The sequence below is a fragment of the Hydrogenophaga sp. genome (assembly GCF_011390835.1).
GTDB lineage: Bacteria > Pseudomonadota > Gammaproteobacteria > Burkholderiales > Burkholderiaceae_C > Hydrogenophaga.
The window spans coordinates 25131-41925 of sequence record NZ_JAABRQ010000022.1 but is presented as its reverse complement, the minus strand read 5'-3'; the positions used below and the strand labels follow the sequence as shown (position 1 = coordinate 41925).

Annotated in this window: 18 protein-coding genes; 4 read left to right on the top strand and 14 right to left on the bottom strand. The window is 63.5% G+C overall.

Going from position 1 to position 16795, the window contains the following annotated elements; all coding sequences use genetic code 11:
* Window positions 1-7: 7 nt before the first annotated feature.
* Genes mobB through GPT34_RS13415 form a run of 5 tightly spaced genes read right to left on the bottom strand, consistent with a single transcriptional unit; the run spans window position 8 to window position 4920 of the window.
* A complete protein-coding gene (gene mobB / locus GPT34_RS13435) occupies window positions 8-541 on the bottom strand; it encodes a molybdopterin-guanine dinucleotide biosynthesis protein B (RefSeq protein ID WP_291013332.1) in 534 nt (177 codons plus the stop codon).
* Complete coding sequence (thrC, locus tag GPT34_RS13430; protein ID WP_291013329.1) at window positions 538-1980, bottom strand: threonine synthase; 1443 nt, start codon at window positions 1978-1980, stop codon at window positions 538-540. The genes mobB and thrC overlap by 4 nt, the downstream gene beginning before the upstream one ends.
* Window positions 1981-1993: 13 nt before the next feature.
* Window positions 1994-2308: a response regulator gene (locus tag GPT34_RS13425; protein WP_291013325.1), complete on the bottom strand. Its 315-nt coding sequence runs from the start codon at window positions 2306-2308 to the stop codon at window positions 1994-1996.
* 24 nt (window positions 2309-2332) lie between these two features.
* Entirely contained in the window at window positions 2333-3655 is a 1323-nt protein-coding gene (locus GPT34_RS13420; protein ID WP_291013323.1) for a homoserine dehydrogenase, read from the bottom strand.
* On the bottom strand, window positions 3652-4920 hold the full coding sequence (locus GPT34_RS13415; RefSeq protein WP_291013320.1) for a pyridoxal phosphate-dependent aminotransferase: 1269 nt from the start codon (window positions 4918-4920) through the stop codon (window positions 3652-3654). Before GPT34_RS13415 ends, GPT34_RS13420 begins: the two co-directional genes overlap by 4 nt.
* A 163-nt stretch (window positions 4921-5083) precedes the next feature.
* On the opposite strand from GPT34_RS13415, the gene GPT34_RS13410 reads away from it, so the two are divergent.
* The 3 genes from GPT34_RS13410 (at window position 5084) to GPT34_RS13400 (ending at window position 8037) form a co-directional block, all read left to right on the top strand.
* Entirely contained in the window at window positions 5084-5464 is a 381-nt protein-coding gene (locus GPT34_RS13410; protein WP_291013317.1) for an Mth938-like domain-containing protein, read from the top strand.
* A gap of 182 nt (window positions 5465-5646) precedes the next feature.
* Entirely contained in the window at window positions 5647-6123 is a 477-nt protein-coding gene (locus GPT34_RS13405) for a peroxiredoxin (RefSeq protein ID WP_291013314.1), read from the top strand.
* Window positions 6124-6291: 168 nt separating this feature from the next.
* A complete protein-coding gene (locus tag GPT34_RS13400) occupies window positions 6292-8037 on the top strand; it encodes a PhoH family protein (protein WP_291013312.1) in 1746 nt (581 codons plus the stop codon).
* Window positions 8038-8176: 139 nt separating this feature from the next.
* Here the strand turns inward: GPT34_RS13400 and dnaB are convergent, their stop codons facing one another.
* From dnaB to GPT34_RS13355, 9 genes are all read right to left on the bottom strand, one after another.
* Window positions 8177-9604 (bottom strand): replicative DNA helicase, encoded by a 1428-nt coding sequence (dnaB, locus tag GPT34_RS13395; RefSeq protein WP_291013309.1) that lies wholly within the window; start codon window positions 9602-9604, stop codon window positions 8177-8179.
* A 206-nt stretch (window positions 9605-9810) separates the two neighbouring features.
* Complete coding sequence (gene rplI / locus GPT34_RS13390; protein ID WP_291013306.1) at window positions 9811-10263, bottom strand: 50S ribosomal protein L9; 453 nt, start codon at window positions 10261-10263, stop codon at window positions 9811-9813.
* A gap of 13 nt (window positions 10264-10276) precedes the next feature.
* Entirely contained in the window at window positions 10277-10558 is a 282-nt protein-coding gene (gene rpsR, locus GPT34_RS13385; RefSeq protein WP_291013303.1) for a 30S ribosomal protein S18, read from the bottom strand.
* Between the two features lie 11 nt (window positions 10559-10569).
* Window positions 10570-10857 carry a primosomal replication protein N gene (gene priB, locus GPT34_RS13380; RefSeq protein ID WP_291013300.1) on the bottom strand — a complete coding sequence of 96 codons (288 nt, stop codon included), beginning with the start codon at window positions 10855-10857 and terminating at the stop codon, window positions 10570-10572.
* A gap of 25 nt (window positions 10858-10882) precedes the next feature.
* Complete coding sequence (gene rpsF / locus GPT34_RS13375; protein WP_291013297.1) at window positions 10883-11317, bottom strand: 30S ribosomal protein S6; 435 nt, start codon at window positions 11315-11317, stop codon at window positions 10883-10885.
* Between the two features lie 179 nt (window positions 11318-11496).
* Window positions 11497-13617, bottom strand: coding sequence for a sodium:solute symporter family protein (locus GPT34_RS13370; protein WP_291013294.1), 2121 nt, complete (start codon window positions 13615-13617; stop codon window positions 11497-11499).
* Between the two features lie 3 nt (window positions 13618-13620).
* Window positions 13621-13881, bottom strand: coding sequence for a DUF4212 domain-containing protein (locus tag GPT34_RS13365; RefSeq protein ID WP_291013291.1), 261 nt, complete (start codon window positions 13879-13881; stop codon window positions 13621-13623).
* Between the two features lie 3 nt (window positions 13882-13884).
* Window positions 13885-14466 (bottom strand): tetratricopeptide repeat protein, encoded by a 582-nt coding sequence (locus GPT34_RS13360; RefSeq protein WP_291013288.1) that lies wholly within the window; start codon window positions 14464-14466, stop codon window positions 13885-13887.
* The gene (locus GPT34_RS13355) at window positions 14457-14753 is read right to left on the bottom strand and encodes a hypothetical protein (RefSeq protein ID WP_291013285.1); all 297 of its coding nucleotides are present in this window, start codon (window positions 14751-14753) and stop codon (window positions 14457-14459) included. The genes GPT34_RS13360 and GPT34_RS13355 overlap by 10 nt, the downstream gene beginning before the upstream one ends.
* A gap of 168 nt (window positions 14754-14921) precedes the next feature.
* Between GPT34_RS13355 and GPT34_RS13350 the strand changes: the two genes are divergently transcribed.
* Window positions 14922-16769, top strand: a complete 1848-nt coding sequence (locus tag GPT34_RS13350) for a putative nucleotidyltransferase substrate binding domain-containing protein (protein ID WP_291013282.1) — start codon at window positions 14922-14924, stop codon at window positions 16767-16769.
* The last annotated feature ends 26 nt before the right edge of the window (window positions 16770-16795 follow it).

The following is a 16795-nucleotide window of genomic DNA, read 5'->3' as shown; positions in this document are numbered from 1 at the left end:
GTCGGCTTCAGGCGTACGCCTCGGGGTTGTAGTCGAAGCGCTCACTATTGTCGATCAGCCACTGGGCCACGTCATCGACGCGGTTCAAATCCAGCACCGGGCGCAGGGTGGGTTCGGGCAGCTGATCGGCGCTATCGGTGGCGATCGCCACCACAAACGCATCATCGGGATAACGAGCGGGTTTCCCGCTGGCTGCGCGCCAGACCTCCAGCTTCAGCAGGTTGCTCTGCTTGAAGCCTTCGACCAGCACCCAGTCAACACCGTCGTACAGTGTGGCCAGGGCCTGGTGCACGGTGACGGCGCCGGGCACCTCGAACTCGCGCATCAACACCAGCCGCTGGCTGGAGACCGCTACCACTTCAAGCGCGCCGGCCTGCCGGTGGCGCCAGGTGTCCTTGCCGGGCTGATCGATATCAAAGTCGTGGTGGGCGTGTTTGACCACCGACACTCGCAGGCCGCGCAGCCGCAGCGCAGGAATGAGCTGTTCAACCAGCGTGGTCTTGCCCGAACCGGAGAAGCCGGCAAATCCCACAATCTTCATGGCGCTGCGCAGTGCTGGGTGACGTAGGCCTGCACCGCGGCCGTGTCCGCCGGCATGACCTTGACCCGCTTGGGCAGGTTTTCAATGCCATCGAACTGGGGCGGGCGATCCGGCTGGCGGCCCAGCGCCTCGACGATGGTCTCGGCGAACTTGATCGGCAGAGCGGTCTCCAGCACGATCATCGGTACGCCGGGCTGAAGGTGCTCACGCGCCACCTTCACACCATCGGCGGTGTGGGTGTCGACCACCATCTGGAAACGCGCAAACGTGTCGCGAATCGTTTCCAAGCGGTTGAGGTGGGTGCTGCGCCCGCTGACGAAACCGTAGCGGGTGGCGGCCTGTTCGAACGCCGGGTCGTCACCAAGCTCGAATCGGCCTTCGCGCCCCAGCTGTTCGCCAAACAAGGTCTTGACCCGGGCTCCGTCTCGGCCCAGCAGGTCGAACACGAAACGCTCGAAGTTGCTGGCCTTGGAAATGTCCATGGACGGGCTGGAGGTCTCGTGGGTATCGGCGCTGGCGCGAACGCGGTAGGTGCCGGTGCGGAAAAACTCGTCGAGCACATCGTTTTCGTTGGTGGCCACCACCAGTTGCGAAATCGGCAACCCCATCATGCGCGCCACGTGGCCCGCGCAGACGTTGCCGAAATTGCCGCTGGGCACGGTGAAGCTAACCCGCTGGTCGTCAGTCGAAGTGGCCTGGAAATAACCGGCGAAGTAATAGACGACTTGAGCCAGCAGCCGTGCCCAGTTGATCGAGTTCACCGTGCCGATCTTGTGAAGGCGCTTGAAGTCAAGGTCGTTGCTGACGTTCTTGACGATGTCCTGGCAGTCGTCGAACACGCCTTCGATGGCGATGTTGTGAATATTCTCGTCGAGCAGGCTGAACATCTGCGCCTGCTGAAATGGACTCATGCGCCCGTGCGGGCTGAGCATGAACACGCGCACACCCCGCTTGCCGCGCATCGCGTATTCGGCGGCGCTGCCGGTGTCACCCGAGGTGGCGCCCAGGATGTTGAGCGTTTCGCCGCGGCGCGCCAGCTCGTATTCGAACAGGTTGCCCAGCAGCTGCATGGCCATGTCCTTGAAGGCCAGCGTTGGCCCGTTGGACAAGGCTTCAAGCCAGAAACCTTCTTCAAGCATTTTCAGAGGCACGATCTGCGGCGTGCCGTACACCGCTTCGGTGTAGGTCTTGTCGCACAAGGCCTTGAGGTCGGCGGCCGGGATGTCGTCGATGAACAGCGACAACACCTCATAGGCCAGCGCCGCATAGCCGCCGGATGCGCCATTGGCGTACACCTTGCGCCAGCGCGCCAAGGTGGCCGCATCCACTTGGGGGTAGTGTTCCGGCAAGTAGAGTCCGCCATCAGGCGCCAGGCCCTCAAGCAAGATTTCGCAGAACTGCCGGCGCTCGGGATGGCCACGGGTGCTGAGGTATTTCACAGATCGGTCCAGGTCAGAAACTCACGCCGTACACACGGATGTCGATGAGGAAACGCGAGGCCATCAGGCCGACGAATCCGCCGATCAGGATCAGCCAGTGCAGCTCGCGCTGCGCCCGGTTGTCCGTGCGATCCAGCAACACAAAATACAGCCACGCAGCGAGGAAGCTGGCTGCGCCATTGAGCAGCACATCCCACCAGGGCAGAAACATTCGCAAGGCCAGCGAGACCAGCGCGGCATACCAGAAGGCCAGGTGCCAGCGTGGCATGTCCACGTGCGCCATCTTGAGCAGGGCCGCCAGGGTGAGGGCCGCAATCAGGGTGGGCATGGCGCCAGGCCAGGTTGCACCCGCTCAGCTCAGTTCCTCCTTGCGGATGCGCACAATGGGAGCGAGCACGGTGGGCAGGGCCTGCATCTGGGCCAGCACCGAATCCATGTCGCCCTCGCGGGTATCGTGGGTGAGGATGATGAGATCAGTGGAGGTGGCGCCCTCGCCGCCCACCTGGTCGGCCTCGCGCTGCAACACGGCGTCGATGCTGATGCCGGCGTTCGCCAGAAGGCCTGTCACCTTGGCCAACACGCCAGCCTGATCGGCCACGCGCAGGCGCAGGTAATAGCTGGTCACCACCTCGCTCATGGGCAAGACCTTGAGGTCGCTCAGGGAGTCGGGCTGGAATGCCAGGTGCGGCACGCGGTGCAGCGGATCGGCGGTGTGCAAGCGGGTGATGTCGACCAGATCGGCGATCACCGCGCTGGCGGTCGGCTCGCTGCCGGCGCCTTTGCCGTAGTACAGCGTGGAGCCCACCGCATCGGCCTGTACCAGCACCGCGTTCATCGCGCCTTCGACATTGGCGATCAGCCGACGGGTGGGCACCAGACTGGGGTGCACCCGCAGCTCCACACCCTGAGCGGTGCGCTTGGTGATGCCCAGCAGCTTGATCCGGTAGCCGAGCTGCTCGGCGTAGCGGATATCGGCTCCGGCCAGCTGGGTGATGCCCTCCACATAGGCCTTGTCGAACTGCACCGGGATGCCAAATGCGATAGCGCTCATCAGCGTTGCCTTGTGCGCCGCGTCCACTCCCTCGATGTCGAAGGTCGGGTCGGCCTCGGCGTAGCCCAGCGCCTGCGCTTCCTTGAGCACGACGTCAAAGTCCAGCCCCTTGTCGCGCATCTCGGACAGGATGAAGTTGGTCGTGCCGTTGATGATGCCCGCCACCCACTCGATGCGATTGGCGGTCAGCCCTTCACGCAGCGCCTTGATGATGGGAATGCCGCCGGCCACCGCGGCCTCGAAGGCCACCATGACGCCTTTGGCCGAAGCGGCTGAAAAAATCTCGGTGCCATGTACCGCCAGCAGCGCCTTGTTGGCGGTGACCACGTGCTTGCCCGCAGCGATGGCCTCCATCACCAGCGTCTTGGCGATGCCATAGCCTCCGATAAGCTCGATCACGATGTCGATCTCTGGGTTGGCAATCACGGCCCGGGCGTCGCTGACCACCCTCACATCAGGGCCGACGATGCTCTGGGCGCGCTCCACGTCCAGATCGGCCACCATGGTGATCTCAATACCACGGCCGGCGCGCCTCTGGATTTCTTCCTGGTTGCGTTGCAGCACGTTGAAGGTGCCGCTGCCCACGGTGCCTATGCCCAGCAGGCCTACTTGGATCGGTTTCATAAGGTCGTTGTCAGAGTGGGTCGAGAAGGGGATTCGGTGGCAGCAGCATGGCGCTTGCGCCAGCTCTCCAGGAATTTGGCGACGCGCCCGATCGCTTCGCGCAGATCATCTTCGTGCGGCAGGAACACAATGCGGAAATGCTGGTTGTCGGGGTAGTTGAAGCCCGAGCCCTGTACCAGCATCACCCGCGTTTCCTGCAGCAGTTCAAGGAACAGCTGCTGGTCGTCTTCCACCGGATACATGGCTGGATCGAGCTTGGGAAACATGTACAGCGCGGCGCTGGGCTTGACGCAGCTCACGCCGGGAATGGCGGTGATGAGCTCGTAGGCCAGGTCGCGCTGGCGGCGCAGTCGACCACCTTCGCATACCAGGTCGTTGATGCTCTGGTAGCCGCCGAGCGCGGTCTGGATCGCCCACTGGCCGGGCACGTTGGCACAGAGCCGCATGTTCGAGAGCATATTCAGACCCTCGATGTAATCCTTGGCAGGCTTCTTATCGCCCGAGACCACCATCCAGCCCGCTCGGTAGCCGCAGGAGCGGTAGCTTTTGGACAGCGAGTTAAACGTCAGGGTCAGCACGTCTTCGCTCAGGCTGGCCAGCGCGGTGTGCTGGACACCGTCATAAAGCACCTTGTCGTAAACCTCATCGGCAAAAATTACCAGATCGTGTTCGCGTGCCAGCTCAACGATGCCTTTGAGCAGCGCGTCGGAATACATCGCGCCGGTGGGATTGTTGGGATTGATCACCACGATGCCTTTTGTGGCCGGCGTGATCTTGGCCCGGATGTCGTCCAGATTGGGCATCCAGCCGTTGGCTTCGTCGCACATGTAATGCACCGGCGTGCCGCCCGAGAGGCTCACTGCGGCGGTCCACAGCGGGTAGTCAGGCGAAGGCAGCAGCAGCTCGTCGCCATCGTCGAGCAAGGCGTTGGTGGCCATCACTATCAGCTCGCTAGCCCCATTGCCTAGATAGATGTCTTCCAGCGTCACCCCGGCGATGTTCTGCTTCTGGGTCTCGTGCATGACCGCCTTGCGCGCGGCAAAAATGCCTTTGCTATCCGAGTAGCCCGCCGAATTCGGCAGGTTGCGGATCATGTCCTGCTGGATTTCCTCGGGCGCGTCGAACCCAAACACCGCCAGGTTGCCGATGTTGAGCTTGATGATCTTGTGCCCCTCTTCCTCCATCTGCCGCGCTGCGTCCATGATGGGGCCGCGGATGTCGTAGCAGACGTTGGCAAGCTTGGCGGATTTGTGGATGGTCTTCAAAGTCCCTCCCGGGGCATCAGGGGTCTTGCCGGGCAGCACCGGTCGATCAAGCGGCCGCACGCTACCATTTGACTGGCGGTCACTGAGGAAAACCTGCAATTTGACCACAGTTCAACCGCCCTTCCGCCCGCGGGCACCCCTCGACCTGACCACCACTTTCGCCATGAAACTGCACGCCGACCAGCCCGATGTCCAGACCATCACCGCCTACGGTGCCGGCTGGGTGGCGGTGGACGGCGAGCGCCACACCAGCAGCCTGGTGATCAGCGCAGCCGGCGCCCTCGAGGCCTGGGATTGCGACCGCTTTGAAGCGCTGACCGCCGCACAATTCGACCGCTTGCTGACGCTGGGCGCCGAACCGCCTGAGCTGGTGGTGTTCGGCAGTGGGGACCGCCTGCGTTTTGTGAAACCCGCCTTGCTCAAGAGCCTGATCGAGCGCCGCATCGGCGTGGAGACCATGGACACCGCCGCCGCCTGCCGCACCTACAACATCCTGGCCGGCGAAGGTCGGAGGGTAATCGCGGCCCTTCTACTTGAAGTCTGAAAGCCCGCTCCATGGCGACACAGCCTCTGGCGAACAGTGGCGTTTGGACCAAAGAGCCATTCAAGGTAAAATAGAAGATTGCCTGCCACGCCGTGGTAGCCCCTGCTCTGGCGGGGAGACGACGGCGATTCCCATGGCCGGCCAACGAGTCAGCATCCACTTAAGTCAGGGGTCCCAACAGCATGGCAGTCGTTGTCAACAAACCAATTCCCGAATTTGAATCCATGGCGACGGGTGGCCTTAAGGTCAGCAACCAGACGCATCTGGGTCAGACCATCGTGCTCTATTTCTACCCGAAAGACAACACGCCCGGCTGCACCACCGAAGCCATGCAGTTCCGAGACAAGTACAAGGATTTTGTGAAAGCTGGCGCCGAGGTCTTCGGCGTTTCGCGTGACAACATGACCTCGCACGACAGCTTCAAAGCCAAGCTGGAACTGCCCTTCGAGCTGGTGGCCGATACCGAAGAGAAGATGTGCCACATGTTCGGCGTGGTCAAAAACAAGATCATGTACGGCAAGAAGGTCAAGGGCATCGAGCGCAGCACCTTCCTGATCGGGCCTGACGGCGTGCTCCGGCACGAGTGGCGCGGGTTAAAAGTGCCCGGGCACGTGGAAGACGTTCTCAAGGCCGTCAAGGCGCTGAAAAAGGCCGCCTGAGCCTGTTGCGCCGGCCGAGCCTTCGGGTCCGGCGCGCGCCTCATGCATAATGAAATCATGTTTCGGGAAGCTCCAGCGCACAGTGTCAAACGCCAGTTTCCCGCCGCCTCATCAAGCCGTCCGGTTTTCCTGACGGCTTTTTCTTTTTCGGCCCTGCGCTGATCCCCCATGCCCCTGCCACCAGCCCCTGCCAAACGTGCCGCCCTGCTTTCCGCTGAGGCCTACCGCCTGAGGGCGGCCGAAGACAGCTTCGACCTCCTGCCTGAGCCTGCCATCGCCCCGGCCATCCAGCCGGCGGCCCGCCCAGCGCCCCCCCCTGCAACTGCGGCTCCAGCGGCTTCGCCAAAAGGCGGTCGCGGTCGAAGCGGACAGCGCTCGCGTCCCGAAGCCCGAGAGTCCGAGCCGGCCTCGGCACCCGCGCAGACCCCGGCGATGCATGCACGCTCGGCGCCTGCAGCACCAGTGCCTGACGCCCCCCCGGCAGCGCAGCGAAAGTCTGCGCGGAGCCGCTCCGCCAGCAACGGTCCAGCCCGCCTGTTTGTGCTTGACACCAACGTCTTGCTGCACGACCCGGTCAGCCTGTTCCGATTTGAAGAACACGACATCTTCCTGCCCATGATCGTGCTCGAAGAGCTCGATGGCCACAAGAAGGGCATGACCGAGGTGGCCCGCAACGGCCGTCAGACCAGCCGCACGCTGGACGCCCTGGTGGCGCAGCAGGGTGCAGACCTGGTCAAGGGCCTTCGCCTCTCGGGCACTGGCAATGTGTCAGCACGAGGCCTGTTGTTCTTTCAGACCGAGCCGCTGGACGCCACCTTGCCCAGCAGCCTGCCCCAAGGCAAGGCCGACAACCAGATCCTGGGCGTGGTCCAGGCGCTGCGCGACAAGTATCCCCAGCGCGAGGTGATCCTGGTGTCCAAGGACATCAACATGCGGGTCAAAGCCCGCGCGTTGGGTCTGGCCGCCGAGGACTACCAGAACGACAAGACGCTGGACGATGGCGAGTTGTTGTATGCCGGCGCGTTGTCCTTACCCTCCGATTTCTGGACGCGCCAGAGCAAGACCATTGAAAGCTGGCAGAGCGGCAGCCACACCTTTTACCGCGTCAGCGGGCCGGCGGTGGCGCAGTTCTACATCAACCAGTTCGTCTATTTCGAGGCGCCGGGCGAGCCCTCGCTCTATGCCCGCGTGACCGAAATTCGAGACAAGTCCGCAGTGCTCAAGACGCTCAAGGACTTCACCCACCTGAAGAACGCCGTGTGGGGCGTGAGCAGCCGTAACCGCGAACAGAACTTCGCGCTCAACCTGCTGATGGATCCCGAGATTGATTTTGTCACGCTGGCCGGCACCGCCGGCACCGGCAAGACGCTGATGGCACTGGCCAGTGGCCTGACCCAGGTGCTGGACGACCGGCGCTACACCGAGATCATCATGACGCGGGCCACGGTGAGCGTGGGTGAAGACATCGGCTTCCTGCCCGGCACCGAAGAAGAAAAAATGGGGCCCTGGATGGGTGCGCTGGACGACAACCTGGAGTTCCTGGCCAAGGGCGATGGCGGCAACGCCGGCGAATGGGGGCGCGCCGCGACCAACGAGCTGATCCGCAGCCGCATCAAGGTCAAGAGCATGAACTTCATGCGCGGACGCACGTTCATGAACAAGTACGTGATCATCGACGAGGCACAAAACCTCACGCCCAAGCAGATGAAGACGCTCATCACGCGGGCTGGTCCTGGCACCAAGATCATCTGCATGGGCAACCTGGCGCAGATCGACACGCCCTACCTCACAGAAGGCTCATCGGGCCTGACCTACGCGGTCGACCGCTTCAAAGGCTGGCCGCACGGTGGCCACATCACGTTGGCGCGCGGCGAACGTTCGCGACTGGCCGATTTCGCAAGCGAGATTTTGTAACCCCCGCGCTGCGCCTGCTGCGGTTCACCTCCCAGAGAGCGGCACCGATAGCCTGAAAGAGCCAGTTCCGATATGCCCTGGGCACCCAGAAGAAACCCGGTCAAGACCGGGTTTCTTTTTGTCTGGATCACGTTGCAGGTCAGAAATCGCCGCCGCCAGCCAGGCTCTCGAAGCGGGTGAGCATGTTCAGGAAGGCGAGCTTGACCGTGCCAGTGGGGCCATTTCGCTGCTTGCCGATGATGATCTCGGCCACGCCGGGCTCCTTGCACGCGTCCTTGGTGTAGTACTCGTCGCGATAGATGAACATGATGATGTCCGCGTCCTGTTCAATGGCGCCGGATTCGCGCAGGTCGCTCATCATGGGGCGCTTGTCGGTGCGGGTCTCGACGCTGCGGTTGAGCTGCGAGAGTGCGATCACCGGGCACTGCAGTTCTTTGGCCAGCATCTTCAGACCGCGAGAAATCTCGCCCAGTTCAGCGGCCCGGTTGTCGCCGTCTGAGCCGCTGCCACTCATGAGCTGCAGGTAGTCGACCACGATCAGGCCCAGCTTGCCGCACTGGCGCGAGAGACGGCGCGCGTTGGCGCGCAGCACTGAACTGGTGAGGCCCGGCGTCTCGTCGATGTGCAGCGACACATTGCGCAGCTTTTCGATCGCCTCGGTCAGGCGCGGCCACTCGTCGTCGGTCAGTTTGCCGTTGCGCAGATGGGTCTGGTTGATGCGGCCGATGGAGCCGACGATACGAACCGCCAGCTGGGACGCGCCCATCTCCATCGAGAACACTGCCACTGGCAGGCCTTCATTGAGCGCCACGTGTTCGGCGATGTTGATCGCAAAAGCGGTTTTGCCCATGGACGGGCGCGCGGCCAGCACCACCAGATCACCGGCTTGCAGGCCCGACGTCATGCGGTCCAGATCGACAAAGCCGGTCGGTACGCCGGTAATGTCGTTCGGGTTGTCAGCCATCTCCTGCACACGGTCCAGCAACTCAACCACCAGGGTGTCCATGCCCTGGAAGCCCTCCTTCATGCGCGAGCCCTCTTCCCCGATGTTGAAGATCTTCTGCTCGGCTTCATCCAGAATTTTGTCGACCGGACGGCCCTGGGTATTGAATGCTGCTGTAGCGATTTCGTCGCTGGCGGCGACGAGCTTGCGCAGGATCGCACGCTCGCGCACGATCTCGGCGTAGCGCCGGATGTTGGCGGCGCTAGGCACGTACTGTGCCAGGGAGTTCAGGTAGGCCAGACCGCCGGCGTCGTCGGCCTTGCCCAGGTTTTGCAGGTGCTCGTACACCGTGACCACATCGGCCGGCTTGCTGCCATTGACCAAGGTCGCGATAGCCGAATACACCAGCCGGTGTTCGTATCTGTAGAAGTCCGAATCGGTGACCAGGTCGGCCACCCTGTCCCAGGCGCCGTTGTCGAGCAACAAGCCGCCCAGCACGCTGGATTCGGCCTCGATTGAGTGCGGTGGCACCCGGAGCTGGGCCAGCTGGGGATCGGCAGCGGCGCCGAGGTCGTCAAGACCGGCATCGAAAGATGAGAAAGGGGTGGAGAAAACGGCAGGCATGTCGGGGTGCAAAGGGCAATGGGGCATGGTACGCCGGGGGGCGGCGCAAGTCACGGGACAAGTCTGTGGAAAAGCGGTGCATGGACGGTGAACAGCCGAATGGCGGCGATCGCCATCCCGGTTCATTTCCCCATGAAAAAAGCCGCCCTCCCAGCGGACGGCGGCTTCGGGGTTGGGCGCTGGGCGCCCCACCAGAGGTCAGATGATCAGGCGGTTTCGCCGAGCACCGATACCGGCACTTCCACCGTAACGTCGGTGTGCAGGTGCACGTTGACCGAGTAGTCACCCACGTTCTTCAGCAGGCCGTTGGGCATGCGAACCTGGGCCTTGGCGACGGTGAAGCCTTGCTTGTTCAGCGCTTCGGACACGTCGTGGTTGGTCACGGATCCGAACAGGCGGCCGTCCACGCCGGCCTTCTGGGTCAGCTTGACCGTCACGGCAGCGAGCTTTTCGCCCAGCGCCTGGGCTTCGGCCAGCTTGGCAGCCGCGACTTTTTCGAGCTCGGCACGGCGGCCTTCGAAATCAGCGATGGCCGTCTGGGTGGCGCGGCGGGCGCGGCCTTGAGGGATCAGGAAATTGCGGGCGTAGCCGTCTTTGACTTTGACCACATCGCCAAGGGCGCCGAGGTTGACAACTTTGTCGAGCAGGATGATTTGCATGTCAGGCTCTCTTTCAGACGCGGTGCTGGTCGCTGTAGGGCAGCATGGCCAGGAAGCGCGAGCGCTTGATGGCGGTGTTGACCTGGCGCTGGTAGAAGGCACGGGTGCCGGTCAGGCGCGCGGGGATGATCTTGCCGTTCTCGGCGATGAAGTCACGCAGGACATCCACGTCCTTGTAGTCGACTTCTTCGACGTTGGCCACGGTAAAGCGGCAGTAGCGCTTGCGCTTGAACAGCAGCGATTGCGTGTTGCGCTTGGGGCGCTTGTCTTTGTTGAAACGTTTGGGTGCAGCCATGATGGGCCTTCCTATGTCTTGCTGAAATCTTGAATGTGGAACAACAGGCCTTTGCCGTTGCGTGCGTTGGTCATGAAACCGGAGAAGTTGTAGGAAGAATCGAGGCCCGAGCGGGCCAGGGTTTCTGCCTGACTACCGAAGACAACAGCCCTCAGTTGCAACTTCACCTCTCTCGGCGTGCCCATTTCGACCACCTGAGACTCGTGCTCCAGCACGATGTTCAGAGCGGGGATGCCGGCCGGTGTGTAGCGCAGGGTTTGCACCTGCACCACGGAGGCCGACAATTCGAAACGGTTCACCGACTGACCAGATCACGCAGCGCGATCAGGCAGCCGTGCGCTCCTGCGAGTTGTTGCGGTCACCACGGTCACCACGGTCACCGCGGTCTCCACGATCACCCCGGTCGCTGGGCTGCTGAAGCTTTCGGGCTTCTTCGCGCTCGACCGACTTCATCATGCTTGAAGGACCAGTGTCGGCCTTCTTGCGCAGCACGGTCAAGTGGCGCAGCACGGCGTCGTTGAACTTGAAGGCGTGCTCCAATTCGGCCATCACCGCCTGGTCGGCTTCGATGTTGACGCACAGGTAGTGAGCCTTGGACAGCTTGTTGATCTGGTAGGCCAGCTGGCGGCGGCCCCAGTCTTCCACACGGTGGATCTTGCCGTTGCCGGCGGTGATCATGCCTTTGTAGCGCTCCAGCATGGCTGGCACTTGCTCGCTTTGATCCGGATGGATCAGCAAGACGATTTCGTAATGACGCATAAACTCTCCTTATGGATGACCCCGCGCCATCGACTCATTTGAGTGCAGGCATGGGATTCGGGTGAAAGCCGCCCCCAGCGTCGGTCGGGGTGCGGCAAGGCGAAGCCCATGATTCTAGCAAATCCCGGGCACGCCAGCCAGACCTGCCTGGATGACGCTCATTAGACGTTTTCAAGCACTCAGGACCCAGGCGGATCGTCGGGTAGCCGCGGGTAGCGCACATACTCCACCAGCGCCTGCACCTCCCGGCTGGGCGCAGGCATCACCAGGCTGAGCGCGATGATGACGGCAAAGCCCACTGGCACGCCGAACAAGCCGGCCGAAATCGGCTGGATGCCCCACCAGAGCTCCACCGGCGCGGTCACGCCAAACACCTGGCGCAGCCAAGGCTGGGTGGTGGCCATGTAATACAGCGTCACGCCCAGCCCCGCTAGCATGCCCATGGACGCGGCGAACCCATTGGTCCGTTTCCAGAAGATACCCAGGACCAGAGCCGGGAAAAACGAAGCGGCAGCGAACGAAAAGGCCGCTGACACCAGAAACAGGATGTCCGCCGGTCGCTGCGCCGCCACGTAGGCTGCGGCCAGTGCCACCATGAGCAGCAACACCTTGGAGATGGTCACCCGGCGCGCGGTGGACGCGTTGGGGTCGAACATCTTGTAGTACATGTCGTGCGACAAGGCATTGGCGATGGTGAGCAATAGGCCGTCGGCGGTGGACAGGGCCGCAGCCAGACCGCCGGCCGCCACCAGACCGGCAATCACATAGGGCAAGCCCCCGATTTCGGCGGTGGCCAGGACGATGATGTCGCCGTCGATGCTCATTTCATTGAGCTGCAGCAGGCCATCGCGGTTGATGTCGGTCAGCGACAGGAGCGAAGGGTCCACCTTGTTCCAGGCACTGACCCAGGCAGGCAGCTGGTCAAACGGCGTGCCCACCAGCACATGAAACACCTCGAACTTCACCAGCACCGCCAGCGCTGGCGCGGTGAAGTACAGCAGAAAGATGAACAGCAGGGACCATGTGACCGATTCCCGTGCCTGCTTCACGCTCGGCACGGTGTAGTAGCGCATGAGGATGTGCGGCAGCGCGGCGGTGCCGATCATCAGGCAGAAAACCAGGGCGAGGAAGTTGCGCCTCGACTCCTCGAAGAGCTTGCGCTCGGCGGCGTCGCCGTCGGGATCGCCCGCAAACTGGGCCGCGTGAGGTGGCATGCCGTTGAGGGGTTTGGACTTGGTATCGGCTTCGGCTTTGGCCGCGGTCCAGATGGCGCGCGCAGCCGCGGCGTCCCGCGGCAGCGCCGACACCGCCTTTTCCGCCACCGAGATATCTCGCGACGGCGCCTGGGCTTGCCGAAGCCGCGCGAGCCGCTCCTCGGCCGCGGCCTTGTCAGCCGCCAGTGCAACCGCCGGGTCCTGCAGCTTGGCACCCAGCACCAGCGAGCGCTCGCGGTACAGCCCTCGCACCTCGAGCTCTTTGGGGTCGTGCGTGAGCAGGTTTTCCTTCGCCGTGACCTTCTCCAGTTGAAATCCATAGATGGCCTGAGGCACAGGGAAACCAGTCTGCTTGACCGACAGCCAGACCACCGGCAACAAATAGGCCAAGATGAGCACGATGTACTGGGTCACCTGGGTCCAGGTCACCGCCCGCATACCGCCCAGGAACGAACACACCAGGATGCCCCCCAGACCCAGGAACACGCCCAGCTCGAAGGCCACCCCGATCAGGCGCGAGGTGATCAGACCGACGCCATAAATCTGCGCCACCAGGTAGGTGAAAGAGCACAGGATGGCCGCCAGCACGCCGATCAAGCGAGGCAGGTGCCCGCCATAGCGCTCGCCCAGGAAATCCGGGATGGTGAACTGGCCAAACTTGCGCAGGTAAGGTGCGAGCAGCAGCGCCACCAGGCAGTAGCCACCGGTCCAGCCCATGATGAAGGCCAGCCCGCTGTAACCGGTAAGGTAGAGCGTACCGGCCATACCGATGAACGAAGCGGCCGACATCCAGTCGGCGCCGGTGGCCATGCCGTTGTAGATGGCCGGCACGCGTCGCCCCGCCACGTAATACTCGGTCGCATCGGTGGTCCGGCACATGACGCCGATGCCCGCGTACAAGCCGATCGTGGCCAGCAAAAAAATGAAGCCGATCCATTCACGCGACAGGCCGAGCTGCTCCAGTCCCGCGAGCAGCGCCACAAATACCACAAAGCCCAGCGTGTACCAGCGGTAGACCTTGTTGAGCTGGCGCTTGAAGGCGCGGTTGTACGCTGCGTTGTCGCTGGAGGGTCCAGGGATGGCCATGCCTCAGGGCTCCTCTTCCTGCACGCCGTGGCGCCGGTCGAGTCGGTTGATGTACCAGGCATAAAACCCGATCAGCAACAGGTAGACCAACAGAGCGCCCTGAGCGCCCATCCAGAAGCTGAACGGCCACCCGAAAAAACTGAAGCTCAGCTCGCGCGCAAAGTAGCTGACGCCAAACGTCACCAGAAACCAGATCAGCAGCAGCAGCGCGGTGATCCGAAGATTGGCATGCCAGTGGCGGCGTCGTGCGTCGTTTTCGGCCATGACTCAGGCGCTCGCGGCCCACAGGCCGGTGTCGCGTTCGAGCTGATCCGCCACCTTGGGCTCGAAGCCGCGCAAATGCACCAGGATGCGCTGCGCCTCCGTGATCCGACCTCGCTCCAGGTGAACGCGCGCCAGCTGATACCAGGCGTGCGGGCTCAGAGGCTGCAATTCCGTGCCTCGCTCCAGCGCCCGCAACGCCTCGTCCCATTGAGCGCAGCGGATGTGGCACAGGCCCAGTCCATACCAGGCGCGGTCCATCGCTGGGTCCAGCTCGGTGGCGCGAACCAGCGACCGTGTGGCCTCATCCAACTGGCCCAGCGATTCCTGCACAAAGCCCAGGTTGAACCAAGCCGTGGCCTGCTGCGGCACCAGCCGCACAAGCTGTGTCAGGTCGGCGAGCGCCGCCTGGGCTTGACCCAGTTCCATCAGCAGGTGGACGCGGGTGGCGAGCGCGTGGGTGTTGGAGGCATCCGCCGCAAGCAGTCGGTGCGTCAAGGCGAGTGCGTGTGCGCGCGCACCAAAGGCCAGCAGCCCGCGCAGACGCAGACTATTCGCCTGGCGACGAATCGCGTGATTCAAAGACAAGCGGCGACCCCGATGACCCGGCAATGCGACACCTTCCACGCGGTGACCGCCAGCCAGGCGAAACCGAGCAACAAAAACGCCACCAGAGACAGGTGGCGCTCCAGCACAAAGCCAGGTGTGAGCCGCCGCGCCAGCCACACCGCAGGCCGAGCGACCGCGTCGAGCAGCTGGTAGGCCAGATTGTGCTCGCGCCGCGAACCGGCGAGAAGGCCCAACACGGCTCGACCCAGCAAGGCCAGGGCAGCCATTTCAAGCACCGCCTTGAGCGCGAGGATGAAGGTCAGCATGTCAGTTTCGAGTCAAGTTGAATGATTGTGAATCGCCAACTTACCCTCCTCTTACACATGGCCCGTACCAGGTTCTGACTCAGGTCAAACCCTGCATGGCGTTTACCCGCGCTGGGCGCAGATGCGGGTGTAGCATTTGTTGATTGATCGCCAACACACTGAGACACCATGCCTGACCATGCCCCGACGCTGATTGACGCCATCCGCACTCACCGCATCTGGGGACTGTTGAGCGCGCCAGCGCGCCAGCGGCTGGCCGAATCACTCAGCCTGCGATCGGTCGCGGCGGGCGAGCTACTGGAGACCGGCGACGAACACGCGGCGGCCCTGCACTGGCTGGTCTCGGGCGAGCTGGCGCTACACGACGAACAAGGTCAGCCCGTCGTGACCTTGCAAGCGGGTGACCTCATGGGCACAGCCGGGCAACCGGCGGTGGCCTCCGCCCGGGCACAGACCGACTGCCAGGTCGCCAGCCTCGATGCCGCACTGGTGGAGGCACTGCGCGAGGACACTCCGGCGGTGGCCTACCTGCTGCCCTCCCCTTCAGCCACCGCGCCGGGCACGCCCCGCGACCGCAACAGCGCCGAGCCCGCGATCAACCTCATGACCGCTCCGGTGCGCTCACTGGTCAAGCGGGCACCGATCACGCTGCCGCCGCACACCTCCATCAGCGAGGCCGCCCGCGTCATGAGCGAGCAGCGGGTGTCTTCGGTACTGATCGTCGAGCAGGATCACCTGTTTGGTCTGATCACCGACCGCGACCTGCGCAACCGCGTGCTGGCGGTGGGCCTGGACCCGAGCCGTCCGGTGGCCGACATCACCACGCTCGCGCCACTGACCATCGACGTGCAGAACCCCGCGTTCGACGCCTTGCTGCTGATGGCGCGCCACAACATCCACCACGTGCCGGTGCTCGACGGCCAACGCATCGTCGGCATGATCACCGCGACCGACGTGACCGAGCAGCACAGCACTTCGGCGGTCTACCTCGCGGGCGAGGTTTACAAGCAGACCACGGTCGAAGGGCTGCAGGCAGCCAGCTTGCGGATCAAGCGGCTGCAGCAAAGTCTGGCGAGCGCCCAGGCCTCGGCCTACAGCAGCGGCCACATCATCACCGCCATCACCGACGCCATCACCAGCCGCCTGCTGCAACTGGCCGAGGTCAAGCTGGGGCCGCCGCCGGTGGACTACGTGTGGGTGGCAGCGGGCTCGCAGGCCCGCAACGAACAGACGGCCAAGTCCGATCAAGACAACTGCCTGGTGCTGGACGACAGCTACGAAGAAGCGCAGCACGGGGCCTACTTCAAGGCCTTGTCGCAGTTCGTCTGCGACGGGCTCGACGCCTGCGGCTACATTTACTGCCCCGGCGAGATGATGGCCATGACCGACACTTGGCGCCAGCCCAAGCGCCGCTGGGCCGAGTACTTCGCGCGCTGGACCGGCGCACCCGATCCGAAGTCGCTCATGCTCACCTGCGTGTTTTTCGATCTGCGTGCGGTGCACGGCAACAGCGCCCTGCTGGACGACCTGCGGCGCGACGTGCTCCAGCGCACCAAGGGCAACTCAATCTTTCTGGCCTACATGGTTGGCAACGCCTTGCAGCACCAGCCGCCGCTCGGCGTGTTCAAGGGTATCTCGACCATCCGCAGCGGCGAGCACAAGGGCAAGATCGACCTGAAGCACACGGGTGTGGTGCCCATCGTGGACCTGGCTCGGGTCCATGCGCTGGCGGGTGGACATGAAGCGGTGAACACCCATGACCGGCTGGTCAGCGCCGCTGCGGGCGGCTCGATCAGCGAACAGAGTGCGCGCGACCTGCGCGAGGCGCTGGAGTTCCTGGCTTTCACCCGCATCCAGCACCAGGCACGACAGATCGGCGCTGGTCAGGCACCCGACAATTTCCTGCCGCTGGACGACACCTCCAACTTTGAGCGCTCCCAACTCAAGGACGCTTTCACCGTGGTGCAGTCGCTGCAGAACGTGCTGGGGAACCGCTACCAGGCCGGGCGGTTTTGACCTACCCCCGAGGCGGCCCGATGCTC

Coding starts and splice junctions, on each gene's coding strand:
- GPT34_RS13350 (WP_291013282.1), top strand. CDS start 14,922: ATGCCTGACCATGCCCCGACGCTGATTGACGCCATCCGCACTCACCGC.
- GPT34_RS13400 (WP_291013312.1), top strand. CDS start 6,292: ATGCCCCTGCCACCAGCCCCTGCCAAACGTGCCGCCCTGCTTTCCGCT.
- rplI (WP_291013306.1), bottom strand. CDS start 10,263: ATGCAAATCATCCTGCTCGACAAAGTTGTCAACCTCGGCGCCCTTGGC.
- GPT34_RS13425 (WP_291013325.1), bottom strand. CDS start 2,308: ATGCCCACCCTGATTGCGGCCCTCACCCTGGCGGCCCTGCTCAAGATG.
- GPT34_RS13370 (WP_291013294.1), bottom strand. CDS start 13,617: ATGGCCATCCCTGGACCCTCCAGCGACAACGCAGCGTACAACCGCGCC.
- GPT34_RS13410 (WP_291013317.1), top strand. CDS start 5,084: ATGAAACTGCACGCCGACCAGCCCGATGTCCAGACCATCACCGCCTAC.
- rpsF (WP_291013297.1), bottom strand. CDS start 11,317: ATGCGTCATTACGAAATCGTCTTGCTGATCCATCCGGATCAAAGCGAG.
- mobB (WP_291013332.1), bottom strand. CDS start 541: ATGAAGATTGTGGGATTTGCCGGCTTCTCCGGTTCGGGCAAGACCACG.
- dnaB (WP_291013309.1), bottom strand. CDS start 9,604: ATGCCTGCCGTTTTCTCCACCCCTTTCTCATCTTTCGATGCCGGTCTT.
- GPT34_RS13355 (WP_291013285.1), bottom strand. CDS start 14,753: ATGCTGACCTTCATCCTCGCGCTCAAGGCGGTGCTTGAAATGGCTGCC.
- GPT34_RS13405 (WP_291013314.1), top strand. CDS start 5,647: ATGGCAGTCGTTGTCAACAAACCAATTCCCGAATTTGAATCCATGGCG.
- GPT34_RS13365 (WP_291013291.1), bottom strand. CDS start 13,881: ATGGCCGAAAACGACGCACGACGCCGCCACTGGCATGCCAATCTTCGG.
- rpsR (WP_291013303.1), bottom strand. CDS start 10,558: ATGGCTGCACCCAAACGTTTCAACAAAGACAAGCGCCCCAAGCGCAAC.
- GPT34_RS13420 (WP_291013323.1), bottom strand. CDS start 3,655: ATGAAACCGATCCAAGTAGGCCTGCTGGGCATAGGCACCGTGGGCAGC.